Annotated in this window: 13 protein-coding genes; 2 read left to right on the forward strand and 11 right to left on the reverse strand. The window is 65.7% G+C overall.

Annotation, left to right across the window (positions count from 1 at the left end; genetic code table 11):
- Positions 1-441 precede the first annotated feature (441 nt).
- Positions 442-981, forward strand: coding sequence for a metal-dependent hydrolase (locus tag MLE27_RS16245; RefSeq protein ID WP_243313406.1), 540 nt, complete (start codon positions 442-444; stop codon positions 979-981).
- A 45-nt stretch (positions 982-1,026) separates the two neighbouring features.
- Here the strand turns inward: MLE27_RS16245 and MLE27_RS18065 are convergent, their stop codons facing one another.
- The 10 genes from MLE27_RS18065 to MLE27_RS16300 all read right to left on the reverse strand — a co-directional run bounded on the left by MLE27_RS18065 (position 1,027) and on the right by MLE27_RS16300 (position 15,505).
- Entirely contained in the window at positions 1,027-3,384 is a 2,358-nt protein-coding gene (locus MLE27_RS18065) for a tetratricopeptide repeat protein (RefSeq protein WP_279355889.1), read from the reverse strand.
- Positions 3,385-3,490: 106 nt separating this feature from the next.
- The gene (locus MLE27_RS16260; RefSeq protein WP_243313408.1) at positions 3,491-5,131 is read right to left on the reverse strand and encodes a response regulator; all 1,641 of its coding nucleotides are present in this window, start codon (positions 5,129-5,131) and stop codon (positions 3,491-3,493) included.
- A gap of 10 nt (positions 5,132-5,141) precedes the next feature.
- Positions 5,142-6,926 carry a sensor histidine kinase gene (locus MLE27_RS16265; RefSeq protein WP_243313410.1) on the reverse strand — a complete coding sequence of 595 codons (1,785 nt, stop codon included), beginning with the start codon at positions 6,924-6,926 and terminating at the stop codon, positions 5,142-5,144.
- A gap of 116 nt (positions 6,927-7,042) precedes the next feature.
- Positions 7,043-7,492 carry a response regulator gene (locus MLE27_RS16270; RefSeq protein ID WP_243313412.1) on the reverse strand — a complete coding sequence of 150 codons (450 nt, stop codon included), beginning with the start codon at positions 7,490-7,492 and terminating at the stop codon, positions 7,043-7,045.
- Between the two features lie 60 nt (positions 7,493-7,552).
- A complete protein-coding gene (locus tag MLE27_RS16275) occupies positions 7,553-9,163 on the reverse strand; it encodes a sensor histidine kinase (RefSeq protein ID WP_243313415.1) in 1,611 nt (536 codons plus the stop codon).
- A 174-nt stretch (positions 9,164-9,337) separates the two neighbouring features.
- Positions 9,338-10,126: a hypothetical protein gene (locus tag MLE27_RS16280; protein ID WP_243313417.1), complete on the reverse strand. Its 789-nt coding sequence runs from the start codon at positions 10,124-10,126 to the stop codon at positions 9,338-9,340.
- Between the two features lie 41 nt (positions 10,127-10,167).
- Entirely contained in the window at positions 10,168-10,776 is a 609-nt protein-coding gene (locus MLE27_RS16285; RefSeq protein WP_243313419.1) for a hypothetical protein, read from the reverse strand.
- Positions 10,773-11,654 (reverse strand): DUF2092 domain-containing protein, encoded by an 882-nt coding sequence (locus tag MLE27_RS16290; RefSeq protein ID WP_243313421.1) that lies wholly within the window; start codon positions 11,652-11,654, stop codon positions 10,773-10,775. The genes MLE27_RS16285 and MLE27_RS16290 overlap by 4 nt, the downstream gene beginning before the upstream one ends.
- 89 nt (positions 11,655-11,743) lie before the next feature.
- The gene (locus MLE27_RS16295; RefSeq protein ID WP_243313422.1) at positions 11,744-14,245 is read right to left on the reverse strand and encodes an arylsulfatase; all 2,502 of its coding nucleotides are present in this window, start codon (positions 14,243-14,245) and stop codon (positions 11,744-11,746) included.
- A gap of 288 nt (positions 14,246-14,533) precedes the next feature.
- The gene (locus MLE27_RS16300) at positions 14,534-15,505 is read right to left on the reverse strand and encodes an AraC family transcriptional regulator (RefSeq protein WP_243313424.1); all 972 of its coding nucleotides are present in this window, start codon (positions 15,503-15,505) and stop codon (positions 14,534-14,536) included.
- Positions 15,506-15,750: 245 nt separating this feature from the next.
- Here MLE27_RS16300 and MLE27_RS16305 point away from each other — a divergent pair, with 245 nt between their 5' ends.
- Complete coding sequence (locus tag MLE27_RS16305) at positions 15,751-16,497, forward strand: 3-oxoacyl-ACP reductase family protein (protein WP_243313427.1); 747 nt, start codon at positions 15,751-15,753, stop codon at positions 16,495-16,497.
- A gap of 141 nt (positions 16,498-16,638) precedes the next feature.
- Here the strand turns inward: MLE27_RS16305 and MLE27_RS16310 are convergent, their stop codons facing one another.
- Entirely contained in the window at positions 16,639-20,199 is a 3,561-nt protein-coding gene (locus MLE27_RS16310; protein ID WP_243313430.1) for a cupredoxin domain-containing protein, read from the reverse strand.
- Positions 20,200-21,036 lie beyond the last annotated feature (837 nt).

The following is a 21,036-nucleotide window of genomic DNA, read 5'->3' on the forward strand; positions in this document are numbered from 1 at the left end:
CGAACTCGGAAGTTAAGCCCTCCTTCGCCGATGATACTGCCAGGACCGCTGGTGGGAAAGTAGGTCGCTGCCAGGATCCTTTTCCCAAACAGAAAGGCCCGTCGAAAGACGGGCCTTTCTGCGTTGGGGCGGCAAAATGAAGGCGCGGGCGCGGTGAAGGCCCCAGGCGGCCGGAACGCTCATGCCGGTTGGACAAACGGCAGGGCGTCGTTGGGCCGGGCAACTAGGTATCTTGCCGACGTTCGTTGATTTGCCCTGTCGGTGGCCTGCGCTGCCGTAACTTGCCGTTTGGTTGCGCGCTGATTGAAGGCTTTTCTTCCGCGGGGGAGTGTGGAAAATTACGCCGGATCGACCGCTACTAGGCGGTACTTCCAGGGAACCGCGGCAGAACATCCAACCGGAACGGACGAAGAGGGCAACCGCCAGCACCAAGGAGCAGCCGTGCCGACCATCCTGACCCATCCGGCCGTGCCTCTGGCCGTCACCTTCGCCCTTGGCCCGGGGGCCATAACGCGCCCATTGCTGCTGGCCGGGATCGCGGCTTCCATCCTGCCGGATCTGGACGTGATCGCCTTCAGGATCGGGGTGCCCTACGCCTCGGAGCTGGGGCATCGCGGGTTCAGCCACTCCCTCATATTCGCCGTCTGCGCGGCCCTCGTCGGGGCCTGCTTCAGCAAGCTGATGCGCACCTCGTTCAGGCGCGTGTTCCTTTTTCTGCTGGCTTGCGCGGCTTCACACGGCCTGCTGGACGCCTTCACCAACGGCGGCCTCGGGGTGGCGTTCTTCTGGCCCTGGTCCGGCCAGAGGTACTTCTTTCCCATGACGCCAATCGATGCCGCTCCCCTGAGCCTGGCCCGCTTCCTGTCGCCAAGGGGCGCGTCCGTACTTGGGTCCGAGCTGCTCTGGGTGTGGCTGCCTCTGTTCGGCGCAGCCGCGCTCAGCGCGGCCATACGCCCCTGGCGCAGCCGCAGCCGAGCCTGAGCCAACGCGCACAGCCCGTCCAGGCCGATCCGGACCTCTCGCCCCCTATTGCTTCACCCCCATCAGTTGAGCCGCGATGCGGCTCTTGGCTGCTTCGGGCATGGCTTCGTTGGCCAGCGCGGAGGCGTAGAGCTTGCCAGCCTCGGCCGTGCGCCCCTGCTTGCGGTAGATGCCGCCGAGCAGGATGTAGGAGTCGGGATAGAGTGGTTGCGAGGCCACCAGATTTTCCAGCGTGGCCACGGCGGCGTTTTCATTACCCAGCTTGAACTGGATGTAGGCCAACGTGTAGGCGAATTTCGGCTCCTGGGGTCTGAGGTCAGCGGCCATCTTGCAATACGTGGATGCCTCCTGCAGGCGGTCGGGGGCCAGGAGGGCGCACAGGTTGTAGGCCGCGGGTGCCAACTGCGGGTCGGCCTGCAGGGCCTTCTTGAGGTTGGCCTCGGCCCCGGCGCGGTCATTGCGCTCGGCGCGCAGCAGGCCCATGTTGAAGTTGGCGGGCGCATTGTCCGGGGCCAGGGCCAGGGCCTTCTCCAGCAGTTGCATGGCCTGGTCCTGCTTGCCGATCCGGGCCAGGGCCATGGACTCGTTTATCATCACGAGCACGGAACGCGGTTCCAGGTGCAGCGCCGTGTCGTATGAGGCGATGGCCTTTTCGGTCTCGCCGCGCTGCAGCATGTAGTTGCCCAGGTTGTAATGGGAGGACCACTGGTCCGGCCGGGCCAGAAGCGATGCCAGGTACTCCTTCTCGGCCTTGTCCACGGTGGTTTTCTGAGGCCCGTCGAGGTTCAGGTTTCCGTATCCGGCCAGGGTGGCGGCGGCGCGCACCCTCACCAGGCGGTACTCGTCGGAAGCGGCGGCCACGAGGGCCCGGCCCGTCTCGTCGGAGGGAAACTGCTGCAAGGCTTCCATCGCCGCGGCGCGCACCAGGGGAGAGGGGTCCTTGGCGGCCTTCAGAAGGGCCTGGGCCACGGACGAATCTGGGCAACTCTGGATCAGCTTGACCAGGGAGGCGGCGAACACCTCGTCGCGGCCGGGATCGGCAATGTAGGCCAGCATGGCGTGGAGTTCACTCCAGTCTCGCTTGCGCGCCTGCTCCACCAGTTTGCCGCGCGACAGGACGGGGGCCTGGTAGTCGCGGGTGCGCCACTGGCGCACCTGGGCGTCGGCCCAGGCCGCGTCCTTGTCGGCGTGACAGCCGTTGCAGGCGTTGGGGGAGCCGAAGGCAATGGTGGCCGCCGGGGAGGGCGGCAGCATGGAGTGGTCCGAGCGGTTCATCCTGGCGAAGCTGGTCATGGGCATATGGCAGGAGACGCACTTCCCGGCGGGGCCGTCGGCCTTGTGCCGGGTGTGCTCCGGGGCGTTCTGAACGTGGTCCTGATGGCAGGGCATGCAGGCCTCGTTGGCCTTCTCCGGGGCCTTGAACCGGTAGCGACCGCTGGAGGTGTGGCAGGTGACGCAGTGCAACTTCCCGGCCTTGGCGCAGGGGCTCATGAGCCAGGAGGTGTAGGTGTAGTTCTCGCCCAGGTCGCGGCCGTCGGGGTAGTAGTCAGGGTCTTCCAGGGTGGCCAGGCCGAAGTGGTCGAAGAAGCGGTCGCCGGGGGTGTATCCGGCGGTGATGGGCATGGCCTTGGCGTGGCAGCCGGAGCAGGTGGCGTTGTGCTGCTCCGGGGTGAACTTGGAGACGAGGATGATCTTCATGTCCGAGGGCGTCTTGCCCTTGGGGGTGCGCAGCATCACGGCGTTGTGCTCCGCGCTGGGGCCGTGGCAGGTCTCGCAGTTGATGCCCGGCTCGGCCCAGGTGGTCTCGTAGGTGCCGGTCTTGAGGTCGTAGTTGGTGTTGAGCTGGCTCACGTGGCAGCTATGGCAGGACGTGTTGAAGGTGTAGGCCGGGTCCTTCCAATGCACGGGCTGGTCCGGCCCGGCGCCGGGGGCGTGGCGCACGCCGCTGGCCGCGGTGTCGAACCATGCCTTCTTCTGCACGTCGTAGGCCACGGGCAGGGTCTGCAGGCGGCCGCCCGACAGGGGGGTCAGGAAGTAGTAGACGTTCTTGCCGCCGAGCACGTGCGCGATGGGGTAGCTGGCGGTTGCCCCGCCGGTGGTCTCGATCACAGCACCCTTCGCCAGGTCGGCCCGGTAGGCCGAACCGCCGATGACCACGTCCTCCTGCTGGGGGAGCAGGTTGGCCTGGGCGAACTCCGCCGTGTAGGGCTGCATTGCCAGGCCGTGCCTGGATGTGGACCACAGGGAATAGAATTTCTCGTGGCATTGCCTGCAACTCTGGGAGCCTGCATAGCCCCCGGCCTGGGCGCCGGGCTTGACGGTGGCTGGGGCGGCTTTTTTTGCCCAGCAGGGCTGGCAAAGGGAGACGATGAGAACCACGAGGGCGAACGTCCTGAAAAGCATCCTGGGCCTCCTGCGGGCGGACGGGGCAGCGCTGTGGCTACACCGTCGAGCAAGGGGCGTCGCGTGTGGGACGAGCCCCGATGTTACCGGGCTTGCGCCTGGCCTTTCAGCGCCCGCCCTCGGGAGGGCGCGCGCCGTTGTTTGAGGTCCGCCGGGGCCGGATGGAGTTGAGAACGGCGTCCAACTCGGAAATGTCCAGCGGTTTGGCTATGTAGCCGTTCATCCCGGCCATGAGGAAGCGTTCCTTGTCGCCCTTGAGCGCGTAGGCCGTCAGGGCCACGATGGGCACGGCGGGATCGATGCCCTGCTCCTTGCCGGACCTGATGCGGCGGGTGGCTTCCTCGCCGTCCATCTCCGGCATGCGGATGTCCATCATGACAAGGTCGTAATCCGCCTTGGCCAGGGCCGCCAGGGCCGTGCGCCCGTTGGCAGCGGTATCGACCTCGTGCCCCTTCTTGCGCAGCAGGGTGGAGGCCATGAGCCGGTTCACCCCGTCGTCCTCGACGAGGAGGATCTTCAGCTTGCCATTCCCTTCCGCCCCGTGGGAGGCGGCTTTTCCCCCAAGAAGCGGGGCGGAGTTGTCCAGCCGGAAGGCTACAATGAACGAGAAGACGCTGCCCTCGCCCTCGGAGCTCTCCGCCCAGATCCTTCCATCCATCATCTCCACGAGTTTCTTGGAGATGGCAAGCCCCAGCCCGGTCCCGCCATACTTGGGGTGGTTGGAGCTCAGGCCGATGGTGAAGCTTTCGAACAGCTTGCCGAGCTTGGATTCCGGGATGCCGAGGCCTGTGTCGCGCACCTGGAAGAGCAGGGGGAGAACCCCGGGAAGAGAGGAGCCCCCCTCCGCGACGCTGACGCTGACGGAGATCGAGCCGCTGTCGGTGAACTTGGCCGCGTTGCCCACGAGGTTGACCAGTATCTGCCGCAACCGCCCCTGGTCGCCAAGGAGGTTGTCCGGCACGTCCGCCCCGATCCCGGTGAGCAGGCGCAGCCCCTTGACCTGGGCCGTCAGCTCCAGGGGTTTGAGCGCCGCGGTCAGCAAGGCCCGAAGCCTGAAAGGCGCGCACTCCAGCTCCGCCTTGCCCGCCTCGATCTTGGAGAGGTCCAGGATGTCGTTGATGATGTGCAGCAGGGACTTGGCCGACTCCTTGAGGAGCTGGATGTATTCCAGAACGCCGGGTTCGCTGGTGGACATGAGCGCCAGTTCGGCCATGCCGAGGATGCCGTTCATGGGGGTGCGTAGCTCGTGGCTCATGTTCGCCAGGAAGGCGCTTTTGGCGCGGTTGGCGGCTTCGGCCTCCTCCGTGGCCTTCTGCAGCATGGCGGTGCGCTCCTGCACGCGGCGCTCCAGTTCCGCCTCGGCCCGCTTGTTGCGGATGGAATAGCGGATGGAGCGCTCCAGCAGGGTGGGGGTGAGCTGCCCCTTGGCCAGGAAGTCGGCCGCGCCCGCCTCCATGGCCTGCATGTCCACCCGGTAGTCGCCCTGGCCGGTCAAAAAGATAGTGGGCATGACCAGGCCCCGGCGGGTGAACTCCGCAAGGAGCTCGAGCCCGGAGTGCGCGCCCAGGTGGTAGTCGATGAAGCAGACGTCGAAGCCGCCGGACTCCAGGGCCTTCAGGGCCTGTTCGCCGTCCTCGGCCCAGTGCGCCTCGTACTGCTGGGAATTTATCCTGCCCAGCAGTCCGGAGAGGATGATGAAGTCGTCCTCGTCGTCGTCAACCACCAACACCTTGATCGGCGTGCCCATGTGCGTTTCCCTATGCTGAGGCCTGAAGCTGTTTCAGGGGGATGCTGATGATGAAGAAGGAGCCCTCCCCGGGGGCGCTCCGGGCGGAGACGGTGCCGCCGTGGCGCTCGACGCTTTTCCTGACGATGGCCAGGCCGATGCCCGTCCCCGGGTACTTGTTCCGGCCGTGCAGGCGCTGAAAGGGCTGGAAAATCTTCTCCGCGAACTGATCTTCGAAGCCGATGCCGTTATCCGACACGGTGATTTCCGCCAGCTCTGTTCCGTCCTCCAGAACGACCCGGCCGGTCACGCCGACTTGCGGCGGGATGGAGGGCCTGCGGTATTTCAAGGCGTTGGAGAGCAGGTTCTGGAACACCCGGCGCATCTGGGAGGCGTCGACTTCCGCCTGGGGCAGCTCCCCGACGGTGACCTCGGCCCCGGTCTCGGCTACCGCGCCCTCCAGGTCGGCCAGGACGTCGCGGACCAGCTCCCCCAGGTCCGTTCGGACGAAGGGGTTCGGGCGCGTGGTCACCCTGGAGTATTCCAGCAGGTCCTGGATGAGGTGCTGCATGCGCTCCGTGGCGCTCTCCATGCGGCGCAGGAAGTCCAGCCCCTGCTCGTCCAGGGCTTGGGCGTGGTTTTCGCGCAGACGCTCGCCGAAGGCGCTGATCTTGCGCAGGGGCTCCTGCAGGTCGTGGGAGGCAACGGCCGCGAACTCCTCCAGCTCGCGGTTGCTGCGGCGGAGGTCGTCCGTCATGTCCTTGAGCAGCCCCGAGGCGGCGCCCAGGGCTTCGGCCACGGAGTCTATCTCCTTGAGGCCCGACTTCGGGGGGGAGACCAGCTTGCCTTCGGCCAGATCGAGCGCGGGCGGAATCAGCGACTGCACGGCGCTGCCGATGCCGCGCCCGATCCCCAGCGCCAGGGCGACGCCCAGAAGCGAGAGCAGCAGCGTGCCCGCTGTGACCCAGCGCACCCAGTTCTCGAGCTCGGCTTGGACGATGCCCAGGGGAACGTGGATGACCACGGCCCAGCCCGAAAACGGGGATTTGCTTATGGCTGCCAGGGCCCGCACGTTGTCGAGGCTGACGAACTCGCGGGTGCGCTCCATCTGGCCGGGGGCGAGGCCCATGAGCGGGGGGATCCGCGTGCCCACGTGGCGCTCGGGATAGAGCGTGCGGCTCACGACGGTGCGGCTGTCGTCCATGATGAGGCCCACCCAGCCGGCGGGGAGGGGCTGGGCCTGGAGGATTGCGGCGATGCGGTCGACGGGCATGGTCATGGCCAGGTCGAAGAGCACCGCGCCTCCCCTGGTCACCGGCACATCCACGCCGATGAGGTGCCGCCCGGTGAGGGCGCCCTTGAACAGGCCTGAGACTCCGGGCTTGCCCTCCTCGAAGATGCGGCGCACGGCGCTTGATATGGCGCGCTTGGGCAGTGGGGTTCCGGGGGCGCGGTATGTGTTCACCAACTGCTGGCCCGTGGAGTCCGCCAGGACGATGTCCGCCCCTTCGTAGGAGCGCAGCAACTCCTTGGCCTGCCGGTGAAAGGCCGGGAAGTCGCGCTGGTCCAGCGCGGGGGAGGTCGCCAGCGCCACGAGGGAGGCCGTGGCGTTGTCCAGCTCCCTGTCCGCCACCTGGACCATGCCGCGGGCCGTGGCGAGCATGTTCGCCTCGATGGCGCCCTTTTTTTCCTGGTAAACAAAGGCGACGAGAAATCCCGCCGCCAGCCATACGGGCAGCACGCAGGCCAGCACCAGCCAGATGAGCCTGTAGCGGATGGTGCGGCGCAAGTTGTCCCACAACAGGGAGAAGTTCATGTCTTCCTGTGGTTAGGGGTGCGAAGCTACAGCCTTGAATATCCCCTCGTGCAACTTACAATCCTACACGGACCGTTTTATTTTTAAGTCCGCTGCTCTTGAGTAAGGCTCTTATATCAGCAGTTTGGAAGTTTGACTATCTGGAACCAGTACTCCCCGAGCTTGGCCACCACCTCGCACATGCTCTGGAAGGTGACGGGCTTGGTGATGAAGCAGTTGGCCCCTTCGAGATAGCTGGTGTAGATGTCCTCATGGGTCTTGGAGGTGGTCAGGATGATGATGGGGATGTCCTTGAAGATGGGGTCGGCCTTGATTTCCCGTAGGGCCTCGCGGCCGTCCATCCTGGGCATGTTCAGGTCCAGCAGGATGATGTCGGGCCTGGGCGAGAGGGAGGGGTCGCTGAAGCGGCCCCGGCCCTTGAGATAGTCCATGAGCTCAATCCCGTCGTTGACCACGCGCAGGTCGTTCATCAGCTTGGTCTTGCGGAACGAGTCCTGAATGAGGACCACGTCGTCCTCGTCGTCCTCAGCCAGAAGTATGACCACCGGTTTCGATACGCCGCACATCGTGTACTCCATTTGTCTTGACCGTTACCGGCACGTTGCCGAACTCCGCGCCATTGGCGGTCACACGTGCCTGAGCGGCAGCGTGACCGAGAATACGGACCCCTCCCCGGGCTGGCTCCTGGCGGCGATGAAGCCCTTGTGGCGCTCCACGATGCTGCGCACGATGGTCAGGCCGATGCCAGTGCCCTGGAACTGCTTCTTGCCGTGCAACCGCTGGAAGGGGATGAAGATCTTGCCCAGAAAACGCTCGTCGAAGCCGATGCCGTTGTCCTCCACGGTGATGGTGCAGGTGCTGGAGGACTCGCCCGGGGGGGAGGCGATCACCCGCACCACGGGGGGCACGCCCTCGCGGTGATATTTCAGGGCGTTGGTGAACAGGTTCTCGAAGAGCTGGCGCATCTGGATGGCGTCGGCCTCGATGGTGGGCAGCTCGCCCACCTCGAAGCGGGCTTGGGTGCTTTCGATGCGCAGTTCGATGTCCTCCAAAACGTCCGCCATGGTCTGGTTGAGGTCCACCGGCTGGAAGGTCTCCAACCCGGCGGAGAGCCCGGAATAAACCAGCAGGGCGTCGATGAGGTCCTGCATGCGCTCGGCGGCGTTCTCCATCCTGGTCAGGCTGTCGAGCCCCTTCGCGTTCAGGCAGCTCCCGCTCTCCACCCGCAGCCGGTCGCCGAAGGCCCGGATCTTGCGCAGGGGCTCCTGCAGGTCGTGGGAGGCCACATAGGTGAAGTCCCGGAGGTCCTTGTTCCTGAGCTCAAGTTCGGTGGTTCTTTCCTGCACCATGCGCTGAAGGCGCTCCTCCAGGCGGGTGTGCTCGCTGATGTCTGTATTGGTGCCGCACCAGCGCACCACTTTGCCGTCATGGTCGCGCAGGGGCAGCACGCGGGTCAGGAAGGGGCGGAAAACGCCGTCGCTGCCGCGCAGGGGGAAGACCATCTCGAAAGGTTCGCCCGTGGCCAGGGAGGCCTTCCAGCTCTCGATCACCCGGGGCAGCGCCTCCGGTTTGTGCACGGATTGCCAGCCCCAGCCCTCCATGTCCTTGGGGTTGGCGCCGGTGTAGTCGTACCAGCGCTTGTTGTACCAGAAAATCCAGCCCTGGGCGTCGGCCATCCAGCAGAGCTGCGGGATGGCGTCGGCCAGGGTGCGGAAGCGCTCCTCGCTCTCCTCCAGGGCCTCTTCGGCCTTCTTGCGTGCGGTGATGTCCTCCGAGAAGATGACGATGCCGCCCACCTCGCCCGACCGGGCGTACCAGGGGCGCACCTCCCAGCGCAGCCAATGGGTGCTCCCGTCGGCCCGCTCGAAGCGGTCCTCGTCGGCCTTTTCGACCTCGCCGGCAAGGCATTTGCGGTGGATGGCCTTCCAGCGTTCGGGAATATCGGGGAAGACGTCGTAATGGCAGAGCCCTGTGAGATTGCGCCCGGAGAGGCCGAAGTCGGAAAGCCAGCGGTTGCTCACGGCGAGGTAGCGCATGTCCCTGTCGAACATGGCCACGGAGGCCGGGGCGTACTGCATGAAGGTGAGCAGCAGCCCTTCGGTTTGGGCCAGGCGCTCGACCCCGGGGAGGGCGTCGGGCCTGAGTTGGCCTTCGGGGGAGCCCGGACGGGAGTTCGCGGGCTTCTGCGGATCGATGGGGTGGGAAGTGCCGGATGCCTGCATGTGCGCCTCAACCATGCTGGTTCCTGAGTCGGAGAAGACGGCCGTGAATCCTCCGCCTGCGGCCGGGACGAGCCCACGGGCACGAAATCACTACAGCTTTGGTGGGAGCCGGTCAATGCGGGGGCGCAAAGGCCCGGCCCTCCGAAAGAGGGCCGGGCCTGTTGATCGAAGCGCGGCCGCGGGTGCGGCCTAGAAGGTGAAGGCCAGCGCCACGACCGGTCCGTTCAGGGTGGCGTCGAACTTGAAGTAGTCCTTGCCGCTGCCTTCGGTGTGGTTCACGCCCACGGCCCTGTAGCCCACGAGGAAGGTTCCGTGATCCCAGAAGGTGTAGCCCAGCATGGCCATGGCGTCCCAGGTGAAGGCCGAGCTTATGCCGAAGCCGCCCACGCCGCCGCGCAGGTCGATACCCCACTTGTCGGTGATCCGGAACTGCGCCCTGGCGCCGACCACCGGGTCCACCCAGCTCTTCTGCTTGGACACCGTATGGCTCCCGCCGAGGGCGTTCTGGGTGTTCAGATTCAGGCCCAGGCTCCAGATGCGCGCTCCGGCCAGGATGTCCAGGCTGGTGGGGCAGGAGCCGTCCTTGCCCAGGGGCATGGTCCCGATGCGGTAGAAGGCCGCGATGTCGGAGAGGAACAAGCCCATCTGTCCGTCGAGGCTGACCCGCTTGCCAGATGCCTGGTCGCCAAGCTGGGCGTAGTTGATCTCCCCGAGCAGGCCGAAGGTGTCCTTGTAGAGCATGTCCGCGTGGAGCATGGCCCCGATGTTGAGGTATTTCGAGAGGTCCGCGAAGCTGGCGTTCACGGTGGCCTGTGCTCCGCGCACGCCGATGGTGCCGTTGAAGCCGGTGAGCCAAGCGTAGGGCGCCAGGGTGACCTTGAGGTCGCTGTCCGCGGTCTGGGCCCGGGCCGCCGGGGCAGCCAGGATCACGAAGAGTGCGGCCAGAGCGATTATGGATCTTACAGCCTTTACTGACATGGGTGTCTCCTTGATAACGAGGGTTCGTTGCTTCGCGGCGCTCATGGCGTGGGGATCACCACGTAGTAGACCCCGTTCGCCCCGTAGACCGGCTTGAACCAGGTGTTGCCGCACAGGTAATAGGTTCTCCCGCCGACCTCGGGGAGGATGCACCCCGAAGGCAGCTGGGCGTAGCTTGCGCCCATGGCGTAGGCTGGCGCGGCGGCCACTGCCACGCTGGGGTTGGCCGCCGCCGCTCCCGCGATGGCCGCACCCGCGATAGCGGTGCCCGCGATGGCTCCGGCCGCCACCGCGCACCCGGCGCAGCCTCCGGCGTAGTAGGGCACCGCCACAGGCGGATGATAGACCCCGTAGGGAACCGGCACGGGATAGCCCGGCGGATGGTAGGCCGTGGCTCCGCCGGGATACGTGTGCGCGACGCCCTCGCCGTAGGCGCCGTAGGTTCTGCCGCCGTAGGCATTGGTGTGCATCGTTCCCCCGCCCCAGGCGTGCACGGTGGAGCCCCCGAAGGCGTTGACGTGGGCGGTGCCGACTCCGGCGAAATGCGCCGTTTCGCCCCCGAAACGGTTCATGCTGCGCCAGGCGTGGCCGGGCTGCGTCCAGGCGAGCAGGGCCAGCAGGCAGGCGAGCGCCAGGGTGAAGGGTTTCATGGCGCGCCTCCTTGCGTCGGCTGCGGCTGGCCGCCGGGCAGCCCCGGGCCTGGGTTCATGCCCATCCCGGGCGGGAGGGCCGGCTTGTCGAACTCGATGCTGCGGGGGGCGACGGGCTTGGCGCGCCATTCGCCGCGCGGCCAGGGCTGGTCGATCTTCCAGGCGGAGAGCTCCAGGTCGTGGCGCAGGCGCAGCGGGTCTTCGCGGTAGATGGCCCGGAAGCGCCTGGGCAGCTTGTCCTTCGCGCCGATCCATATCTGCAGGAACACGTCGTCGTCGGCCCAGACCACCACGTCGGTGCTCACCCCGCCGATCACCTCGGACTTGCCCATGACGAAGGCCATCTTGGCCCCCTCGGCCAGGGCCGCGTACGGGTCGGTGAGGATCAGGTCCGTGAAGGGGAAGCCGATGGCGGCCGTCTCGAAGGCGGCCTTGAGGGCGGCGTCCATGTCGGGCGGGGCGGGGGCCACGGCCAACAGGTTGTCGCCGGGGATGTACGCGGCCATTTCCTTGCCGTCGTAGGTGAATTCGGAGGTTGGCCCGTCGCCCGGTATGACCACCTTGAGCCTGTCCGGCCTGCGCAGGGAGACGTCGTAGCGCACGGCGTAGACTATGGGCGGCCCGAGCCTGCTGGGGTGCTCGTAGCTGGCCACCGCCGTGAAGGACATGCTTCTGGCCGCGGCCAGCCGGTCGGAGGTCTGTTTGAGCAGCTCCAGGGCCTTGGGCTCCACCGGGGCGTCCTGCCAGGCCGACAGGGCCGGGGGCGGCGCGGGCTGGGCCTGCCTGGCCGCGACGCAGCCTGTCGCCCCCGCGGCGGCCAGAAGAACCGCCAGGAGCAGCAGGGCGGGGGCCTGATGTGAACGTTGGCGCGGGGTCATCGTTGTTTCCCTTCTTTTTTCATGCGCATACTCCTAAAAAGCCCGCCGCGTCACCGGTCCAACAGGTGACGCGGCGGGCCTCGACATCGCTATTCGCTCATCTTGTTGTTGCGCTGGGCCTCCATCAGCCGCTTTTCGTCGGCGGGAGTGAGCTTGGGCCGGTCGATCTTCACGGTCAGCTTCTTGATCTTGCCGGTGAAGGCGAAGGGCACCTGGTAGTCCTTGTCGTCCACCGGAGTGCCGGTGTCGGAGCCGATGTCGAAGGTCTCGTCCCACTGGAGGATGACAGGGATGGTGCGTTCCATCTTCTGGCTGGCCACCACCTTGCCGTCCACCTTGAGCGTGCCCGTGCCGCTGCGGCCGAGGCCGCTCATGTCGTTGAAGGCCAGGGTGGCGAAGCCCAGACCGTCGTACTTGAAGTCGAAGGTCAGCGTGTGCTTGCCGGGGGTCAGGGCGTCCTTGCCCTCCCAGCGCACGCGCTCCAGGTCCACCAGGTTCCAGGTGAACACGGGCTTGCCCTGCAACAGGTAGAAGCCCCAGCCGGCGAAGCGGCCGCCCTGGGTGGCCAGGATGCCCTCGCCGCCGCCCTGGGGCACCTCCACCTCGGCGGTGATGGTGTAGGACGCTGCGATCAGGCTGGGGGCGTCGCCCATGGGGATGCCGGTGAGCGTGCCGGAGTAGGTGAACAGGTTGCGCCCGGCGGTGACGCTGGGGCGCGGCGTGACCATGCGCGCGGCCAGGGAGTTGTCCAGGGGCAGCACCTGGTACTTCTTGGCCTCATCCATGAAGAGGGCCTGCATCTGCTTGAGCTTTTCCGGGTTGGCGGCGGCCACGTCGCGGTTCTGGGTCCAGTCCTTGGTCAGGTCGTAGAGCTCCCACTTGTAGGCGTGCTCCACGTCAGGGTTGGGGGTGGCCCCGAGCTTCCACGGCGGGGAGATGGGCGTCGTGTTGGCGTACCAGCCGTCGTTGTAGATGCCCCGGTTGCCGAAGATCTCGAAGTACTGGGTCTTGTGCCTGGAGGGTTCCTTGGCGTTGGCCTTGTCGAAGGTGTAGGCCAGGCTCACGCCTTCGATGGGCTTCTGCTTGATGCCGTCCACGGTCTCGGGCGCCTGGATGCCCGCGACTTCCAGGATGGTGGGCACGATGTCGATGACGTGGTGGAACTGGTTGCGGATGCCGCCCTTGTCCTTGATGACCTTGGGCCAGGAGATGGCCATGCCCTGACGGGTGCCGCCGAAGTGGGAGGCCACCTGCTTGGTCCACTTGTAGGGGGTGTCGAAGGCCCAGGTCCAGCCCACGGCCATGTGGTTGTAGGTCTTGTCGCTGCCCCAGACGTCGTAGAAGTACTTGAGCTGGGCCTCCACGGGCACTTCCACGCTGTTGAACTGCGCCACCTCGTTGGGGGTGCCGTTGGGGTTGCCCTCGGCGCTGGAGCCGTTGTCGCCGCTTATGTAGATGATGAGCGTGTCTTCGAGCTTGCCCATATCCTGCACGGCCTGAATCACCCGGCCAATTTCGTGGTCGGTGTAGGCCAGATAGGCCGCGTAGACCTCGACCTGGCGGGTGAACAGCTTCTTCTCGTCCGGGGTGAGCGTATCCCAGTCGGCCAGCAGGTCCTTGGGCCAGGGGGTCAGCTCCGCGTCCTTGGGGATCACGCCGAGCTTCTTCTGGTTGGCGAAGATCTGCTCGCGCAGCTTGTTCCAGCCCATGTCGAACTTGCCCTTGAACTTCTCGATCCACTCGGGCGGCGCATGGTGCGGCGCGTGGGTGCCGCCGGGGGCGTACTTGACGAAGAACCGCTTGGAAGGATCGACCTCGTTGAGCATCTTCATGTGCTCGATGGCGTCGTCGGCCATGGCCGTGGTTAGGTTCCACTTGGGGTTGCCCACATAGGGGTAGATGGGCGTGGTCTGCCTGAACAGGTTGGGCTGCCACTGGCTGGTGTCGCCGCCCACGAAGCCGTAGAAGTATTCGAAGCCCAGGCCGATGGGCCAGCGGGTGAAGGGCCCTGCCTGGCTGGCCTCATAGGCCGGGGTGTTGTGGTCCTTGCCGAACCAGGAAGTGGCGTAGCCGTTGTCGCGCAGGATGCGGCCGATGGTGGCGGAATCGGGCTCGATCACGCTGTCGTATCCCGGGTAGCCGGTGGAAGCCTCTGAAACCTGGCCGAAGCCCACGGCGTGGTGGTTGCGCCCGGTGATGAGCGCCGCGCGCGTGGGCGAGCACAGGGCCGTGGAGTGGAACTGCGTGTAGCGCAGGCCCGAGTTGGCGATGCGGTCCAGCGCCGGGGTGGGGATGACGCCGCCGAATGTGCTCGGCGCGCCGAACCCGCAGTCGTCCGTGATGATCAGCAGCACGTTGGGTGCGTCCTTGGGCGGCACCACCCGGGGCTGCCAGAAGGGTTTGGACTGGTAGGCGTTGTCCTTGATGACCCCCCCGAAAGGCAAGGGCGCTGGCGGCAGGGATTTGCCGTCGATTGTTCGGGTGGCCGAGGGCGAACCGGGCGTGCCGGTGATCGTCTGGGCCTGGGCTGTTCCCGCAGCCGTCAGCACGGTGAGGGCCAGGGCCAGAATAGTTGCCACGAGTGGATGCATGGTGTCCTCCTATGGCGCTTTCCCGGATACGACGGCAGGAGAGCTAGTTTACCGGTTGTAGACGGCTCGCCTCACCGCTCCGACAAAGCTGGTGAACCAAGCATGGGCAGGATAGCCCCGCCGACTGGTCCGCGTCTCCCGCGAATGCGAAGACTTTGGCAGGATTGCGAATCACACTCCCGCCATGCGCCGAGGGTTGCAGCCCCGGACGAAAGCGGCATCATCTCCCCTCGGGCATCGTGCTTCGGGGGGGGCGCACGGCCGGGTGCGATGTGGAAAAGTCCGGCATCATGCCATCCTCAGCGTTTCTGATGGTTTTTCGCCGAATCGCTGCCTGTAGAGCCTGGCGAAGAAACTCTGCGAGGCGAATCCGCAGGCCGAGGCCACCGCGAGCACGCTGACGCCCGGCCCCGCCTGAACGAGCATCTCGCGGGCCTTGGCCAGCCTGCACTCCTGAAGGAAGCGCGAGGGCGAATAGCCCCTGCTTTTCTGGAAAGCCAACTGGAGCGAGCGGCAGCCCGTGCCGGTTACGGCGGCCAGGTCGGCCATGCGGATGGGCTTGTGGGAGTTGGCCTGGATGTATGCCTCGGCCAGCTTCACGGCGCGGGGCTCGGCGGCTTTGGGCTCCTTGGCGAGCAGATGGGAGTGGTTGTGCTCCATGCAGGTGAGCATGGCCGAGAGCAGCAGCTCCTCGTAGCGGGCTGTGAGCAGTTCCGACTCGCCCAGCCCCGGGTCGCACCCGAACGCCTCGGCCACCTGCCAGGCGATGCGGGCCATGCGCTGCGTCCCCGCCCGCGAGGGGTCGGGAGGGCTGAATACCAGCGGCATGCCCGCGGGGCGGCCGCACAGCGCGGCCAGGGAGTCCTCCAGGCCCTGCCGGGTGAAGCGCAGGGTGTAGTTCACGAATCCGGACGTCTGCCGGATGGTGGTCGGGCGCGAGAAATCGAGCAGCGCCAGGGGGCCGCCCGGACGGCAGCGGACCTCGGCGCGGCCTGAGCGGATGCGCATTTCGCCCGCGCACATGAGGATGAGCACGAAGCTGCCGTTGTTGGATGCGGAAGCAATGTTGACGCCGTTCGTGAGGGAGGCCCCATGCAGGGAGACCCGTCCGAGGTCGACGGCGTTGTATACGGCCCGGAAGGAGGGGCCGCTGTGGACGTCGATGTCGCCATGATGGAAGTTGGCGTTCACGGCGTCCACGAAATCCTGCGGTTTTCTGGTGTCGAATATGGGGAAGGCGCTCAGGGGGGCGGTAGGCATGGCTCGGATCCTCACGCTGTGGTGCGTCTGGACGACGGTGCCCGGTGTTGCCGCCCAGCCTTCCTGAACAACGTGGAATTACGATAATTGGTAACAGCCTTGCTTCTCTTTGGTCAAGGGACAACGCGTATTGGCGAAACAACGTCACGGTGGGCCCGCATCGCAAGCCATGTTCGTATCCAAAATCGGAAATGTGGTGCCAGGGCGTCCGGGGCGTGCTATCGCGCGGGGAAAAGGAGGTGCGTATGAGGCGTACCCTGACGGGAAAAAATGCGTTGGTGACCGGGGGCAGCAGGGGGATCGGCGCGGCCATCGTCCGGCGTCTGGCCGGCGAGGGGGCCGATGTCGCCTTCACCTTCGCCGGCAACCGGGAGCAGGCCGAGAAGAGCGCCAAGGAAGCCCGCAAATCCAAATCGAAGGTGCTGGCGATCCAGGCCGACAGCGCGGACGCGGGGGCGCTCGTGGCCGCGGTTGACGGTGCGGCCGCGGAACTGGGCGGCCTGGACATCCTGGTGAACAGCGCGGGCCTGGCCGTGATAGCCCCCCTGGAGGAGTTCCGGCTGGAGGATCTGGACCGCACCCTGGCCGTGAACGTGCGCGCGGTTTTCTTGGCCAGCCAGGCGGCGGCCAGACACATGGGCCAGGGCGGGCGCATCGTCAACGTCGGCAGCTGCAACGCGGAGCGCGTGCCCTTTGTGGGGGGCAGCGTGTACGCCATGAGCAAGGCCGCACTGGTGGGGCTGGTCAAGGGCCTCTCCCGCGATCTGGCCCCGCGCGGCATCACCGTGAACAATGTGGCTCCCGGCCCCGTGAACACCGACCTCAATCCCGACGGGAGCGCCTTCGCCTCCATGCTCAAGGACCGGTTTCTGGCCCTGAAGCGCTACGCCGACGCCGACGAGATTGCTGGCATGGTGGCCTATCTGGCGGGGCCTGAAGCCGGCTACGTCACCGGGGCCAGCCTGGCCATCGATGGCGGGTTCACGTCCTGAGTGCTGCCCCGGGCAGCGACGCGCGACAGGCCGGGAACATGTAGCCAGCCGCGCGGAGCGGAGAGCGCGCACCTCCCCGCATGGATAAATAAAAGGCCGCCCCGAGGGGCGGCCTTTGTTTTGGCGTTGGCTGGGTGCTGCCTAGTTGTTGAGCAGCAGCAACAGATACTCGGGAGCGAACACGGGGCCGTTGATGGAAACGGACTCACCTGAGGCGTTGTAGGCGATGATCTTGTACTTGTAGGTCGTGTTTGCCGAGGCCGTGGTGTCAAGGTAGCTGGTCTGGTTGGCCAATGCCGTGGCGACCTGGGAGTAGGCACCCGCGGAGCCGTTCCCGGCCACAGTGGCGCGCATGATCTTGAAACCGATCTCGTTGGCGGGGTTGCCCAGGGTTGTTAGATCGCTGATCACCGGGCGGGTGCCGTCGGTCCACTTCAGTTGCATACCGTTGCTGGCCTTGGTGGTTGTAAGTATTGGCTTGGCCGGCAAGGTGGTCGTCACGTGCAGGATGGCCGCGTGCATCATGTCGTTCTCCTCATGGCTGAGGATGTGACAGTGCCACACGTATTCCCAGTCGTAGTCGGTCGGGTTGTTGGGAACGGTCACGGCGGCATTGGTCAACGGGTCGATGGTGGAGATCGGCGCTCCCTGGGGCTGTGTCGGGTCGATCAGCCTGTTGCTCTTGGGCACGCCGAAGGGCAGCTTGGGCGCCACCGGGCGCAGGGCCACGATGCAGTCCTCCAGGGGGTTCATGCGCACGGTTTCCTTCCAGCCCAGTTCGTTGGGGTCGGCGAGCCTGATCGCGCCGTCCCAACCCACACGGTTGAGGACCTGCACGTCGTAGAGGTGGAAGTGCACCGGGTGGGTGTCCACGCCGTTGTGCGTGATCTTCCAGATCTGCGTTCCGTCGCCGGCAGTGGGCACGCCGAAGTTCACGGAGTCGACATAGCTGTCGGGCGTGGGCTCGGCGTAGCCGATGGGGATGGTGGTCTGGTTCGTGCCGTTGGTGAAGGGCAGCTCCACGCCGAGCAGGGCGTTGAGGCGGCCGTAGTTGGTCTCGAAGAGCTCCTGAATGGCCTTGGGCGTGAAGTTGATGGTCAGCGGAGCGAGCGCGCCCAAGGGGGTGAAGGTCAGGGAGTTGGCCTGGATGGGCACAACGTTGGTGCTCGGGAAGGTGGTGTTGTACGCGGAACCGTACTCGGCCTGCGGCACAAGCGGCGGATGCTGGCTGGCGGCGAAGACGCCCAGGGCCTGTGCGGTGGACTTGAAGGCGTTCTGCAGGTTGCCCAGGTTGAAGGTTGTGTAGGAGCCGGGGCTTGCCTGTGCGCCCACGCGGAACTGCATGATGGTGCGGGTGTTGGGGCCGAAGCCGGCGATGGTCGAAGGCGAGCCGCCGACTGCGGTCTGGTCCGGGTTGCCGGTGTAGTAGTCCACGCGGGTCTCGAACGCCGGCACCGGGGCCGGGGAGTCCTGGTAAAGAATCACTGTCTGGCCAGCGAAGGCGGAGAAGTCGATGATGACGTCGGCGCGCTCGGCCGGGCCCATGAACAGGTTCTTTTCCAGGACGTTGCCCACGACGATGTTCTTGGGGTTCGTCTCGAAGCCGATGGGCGTGTTGGTCAGCACCACCGGCGCGGGCAGGAAGCCGCCCTCGTTGCCGATCTGGATCATGTCGGGACCCTTCATGGTCGGGTCGGGGATGCCGCTGGGCTTGCCGTAGATGGACTGGCCCTGCGGCACCGGGATCATCTTGACTTCCGTGTTGGTGCGGTTGTCGACGGTGGTGACCGCAGGGTCAGCCTTGTAAAGCTGGAGGTTCAGCATGCGGTCGTTGCAGGCGTTGAGGATGCGGAAGCGGTACGCCCTGGGCTCCACGTTCATGTAAGGGTAGGCCACACCGTTGACAATGGGGGTGTCGTGGAAAGCCTCGGGCGTGGTCGAAGGGTTGGGGATGCCTGGAATCTGCGCGGGCTCCCAGGGAGCGTTGACCGGGTCGAAGTAGGGGTTGGGCACCGCGCCGTGGGCGAGAATGCCGGTGTAGGGGGGCCAGAACCACAAGGCGTAGTCCCAGCGGCCCATGGCGTTGGCGCCAAGGCCCACCGCGCTGCCGGTCTGGTTGGGCATGTACACGTGGGGGTACCACAGACCGCCGGTGGTGCCCCAGGTCGCGGTGCTCCAGGTGGGGTCGGTGGCCAGAATAGTGTTGACGAAGGCGTAGGCCGCGGCACCGGAGCCGGTGGTGTCGGTGATGGTCACCGCGGGCGGGAAGGTGTAGCCGCTGCCCTTGTTGGTCAACCGGAGGCCGGTGATCACGCCGCTTGTCACGGTGGCCGCCGCCGTGGCTGTGGTGCCGGAGGTAGGCGCTGCGATGGCTACCGTGGGTGAGGCGTAGCCGCTGCCCCCGGCTGTGACGCTCAGGCTGGTGATGGCGCCAAAGGTGGCGGTGGCGGTGGCGGTGGCTCCGGCCCCGCCCCCGCCGCTGATGTTCACCACGGGAGAGACGTAGTTGGAGCCGCCGGAATTGATGGTCAGACCGGTGATGACGCCGCCGACGACGGTGACGCCAACCGAGGCGCCGCTGCCGGAGCCGCCGGAATCGGTAACGGTGACCACGGGTCCTGAGTAGCCCGAGCCGCCTGAGATCGCAGCGATGCTGTACACGGGCTTGGACTGGGCGCTATCCACGAAGGTGCGGTCCTGAATGATCAGGGGAATGTTGTCGGTCAGCGGCGGGATGATGCCGGCGTTCTCCAGGGCGAATTCGGTGCCGTCGCGCACCACGTAGCCGGCGGCCTCACCCACGTACACGTTCAGGCGCGTGATGCCCAGGGCGTGGTCGTGGTAGAACATGAGCCGGGCGCTCTGCTGGTTGGTGTAGTAATAGGTGATGCTGCCACCACCCGGGGGGGGCATGTCGGGCACGTTCTGGGCCGAAGCGCCCCAGGTGTAGGGGCCGGGCTCGGCTGCGGGCGCGGTCCACTGGTGCGGCGTGCCGTCGCTGATCCAGGGGTTCATGCCGCCGTGCAGGTGGAGCTCGCCACGGTTCTGCGGGTAGGAGTTGACCCCGTTGGGCCCCATGCCTGCGCCCATCATCGTTGTGTCCGTGGGGATGAACAGGTTGCCGCCGCTGGCGGTCACGGGCAGGTTGTTGGTCAGCTTGACGCGCACGGGGCGGTCTTTCTGGGCGACGATGATCGGGCCGCCGTAGCTGTACGCGGGGGGGGCAACGGTGTTCTGCCCGGTCTGGGAGTTGGTGCCGTTGTTGGTCTGGCGGTAGCTGCGGAGTTTGGTCGGGGGCAGATCCTGGTGGAAGGTGTAGTTCACCTCCTCCAGGGAGATTTCGTAGTAGTCGGTGCCTGGGTAGGTGATGGTGTCAGGCACGCCCATGGCCAGCTTTTTGTTCATGCCGTCGGTGGTGGCGGCGAACAATGTGGGCAGCTGGTTCACGAATTTCTTGATGCCGGTGCCCGGCACGTAGGTGCCGGCGAAGTTGCCCTGCGTGAACTCCGGCAGGGGGCTCCACGACCAGTTGGGGTAGGCCCCGAACAGGTCGGCCTGGCCAAGGGGCTGCGGGACGACCGCTGCCGGGGCCGCCGCACTTTTCGCGCCGGTGGCGAGGGCGGCGGCGCTGGGAGTGCTGGCCTGCTGGCGGGCCTTTTCCAGGGCTGCAGCCCTGCGTTGCTCCGTAGTGGTTTTACCCATCTGCCGCATTTTTTCTGGCGGCATACCCCCGTCGTCCATCGCCGCGGTCGCGGAGAATGCGGCGAACAGTATGGCCGAGCAGCATGCCAAGCCGCATAGCACTGTTGAAATCCGCTTGCCGTGGTACATGTTCCGAGCCTCCCTTATCGTTTCTTAAATTCCTGACGCGTTTTATGCTAATTCGCGAATGTGAATTCGCATTGCCGTACAAGGTTCCTTTGAGGCGGCATCTTCACAAAGCCCACCTGGCAATCGATATCAACTCCCGCCGGGTCCGATTCTGGGGCTTTAGGGCAGGGTTTGGTTTGCATCACATTTTCTACAATTATATCAGGTCAATGCCCAGCAACTCTGAAAATCGATGGAGTATTTTGTCAGACTCTTAGCTCAGTTCTAGTCTTGTGACAACGCGAATGTTGAAAAAAGGGCGTTCTCCTCCAATTTTTTAGTCACTGCACCTACAAATAATTATTAAGAAGTTTTTAGGCAATTGTTTTCTTAAAAAACCGGGTTCTTATGGATCAAAATGTGCAAGTCAAATTAGTTTACCTGGCGAAATAATAAGGATTTAAAGTTTGAAAAAACACGCTTCTCTCCTCATCAAGTGGCCTCCAGGGCGGGTCCGGGCGCCACGTTCAGAGCACCAGGCTTGGCCCAACAGGCGCGGGGAGAGTGGGCTGTCGTATGATTTCATCGTTATAATAATGTTTTACGTACTGCATGCTCTGCCTGGCGACACCGTGCCCGGCCCTGAATCCGGGGAGGTGCCCATGCAGGCCCGGGAGGAGACGCGCGCCCGAGAGGGCAAACGTCGGAATCCGTTCTCGCGCTTGACTT

The organism is Fundidesulfovibrio agrisoli (assembly GCF_022808715.1).
GTDB classification, from domain to species: Bacteria; Desulfobacterota; Desulfovibrionia; order Desulfovibrionales; family Desulfovibrionaceae; genus Fundidesulfovibrio; species Fundidesulfovibrio agrisoli.

Coding starts and splice junctions, on each gene's coding strand:
- MLE27_RS18065 (WP_279355889.1), bottom strand. CDS start 3,384: ATGCTTTTCAGGACGTTCGCCCTCGTGGTTCTCATCGTCTCCCTTTGC.
- MLE27_RS16260 (WP_243313408.1), bottom strand. CDS start 5,131: ATGGGCACGCCGATCAAGGTGTTGGTGGTTGACGACGACGAGGACGAC.
- MLE27_RS16265 (WP_243313410.1), bottom strand. CDS start 6,926: ATGAACTTCTCCCTGTTGTGGGACAACTTGCGCCGCACCATCCGCTAC.
- MLE27_RS16270 (WP_243313412.1), bottom strand. CDS start 7,492: ATGTGCGGCGTATCGAAACCGGTGGTCATACTTCTGGCTGAGGACGAC.
- MLE27_RS16275 (WP_243313415.1), bottom strand. CDS start 9,163: ATGGTTGAGGCGCACATGCAGGCATCCGGCACTTCCCACCCCATCGAT.
- MLE27_RS16280 (WP_243313417.1), bottom strand. CDS start 10,126: ATGTCAGTAAAGGCTGTAAGATCCATAATCGCTCTGGCCGCACTCTTC.
- MLE27_RS16285 (WP_243313419.1), bottom strand. CDS start 10,776: ATGAAACCCTTCACCCTGGCGCTCGCCTGCCTGCTGGCCCTGCTCGCC.
- MLE27_RS16290 (WP_243313421.1), bottom strand. CDS start 11,654: ATGACCCCGCGCCAACGTTCACATCAGGCCCCCGCCCTGCTGCTCCTG.
- MLE27_RS16295 (WP_243313422.1), bottom strand. CDS start 14,245: ATGCATCCACTCGTGGCAACTATTCTGGCCCTGGCCCTCACCGTGCTG.
- MLE27_RS16300 (WP_243313424.1), bottom strand. CDS start 15,505: ATGCCTACCGCCCCCCTGAGCGCCTTCCCCATATTCGACACCAGAAAA.
- MLE27_RS16305 (WP_243313427.1), top strand. CDS start 15,751: ATGAGGCGTACCCTGACGGGAAAAAATGCGTTGGTGACCGGGGGCAGC.
- MLE27_RS16310 (WP_243313430.1), bottom strand. CDS start 20,199: ATGGGTAAAACCACTACGGAGCAACGCAGGGCTGCAGCCCTGGAAAAG.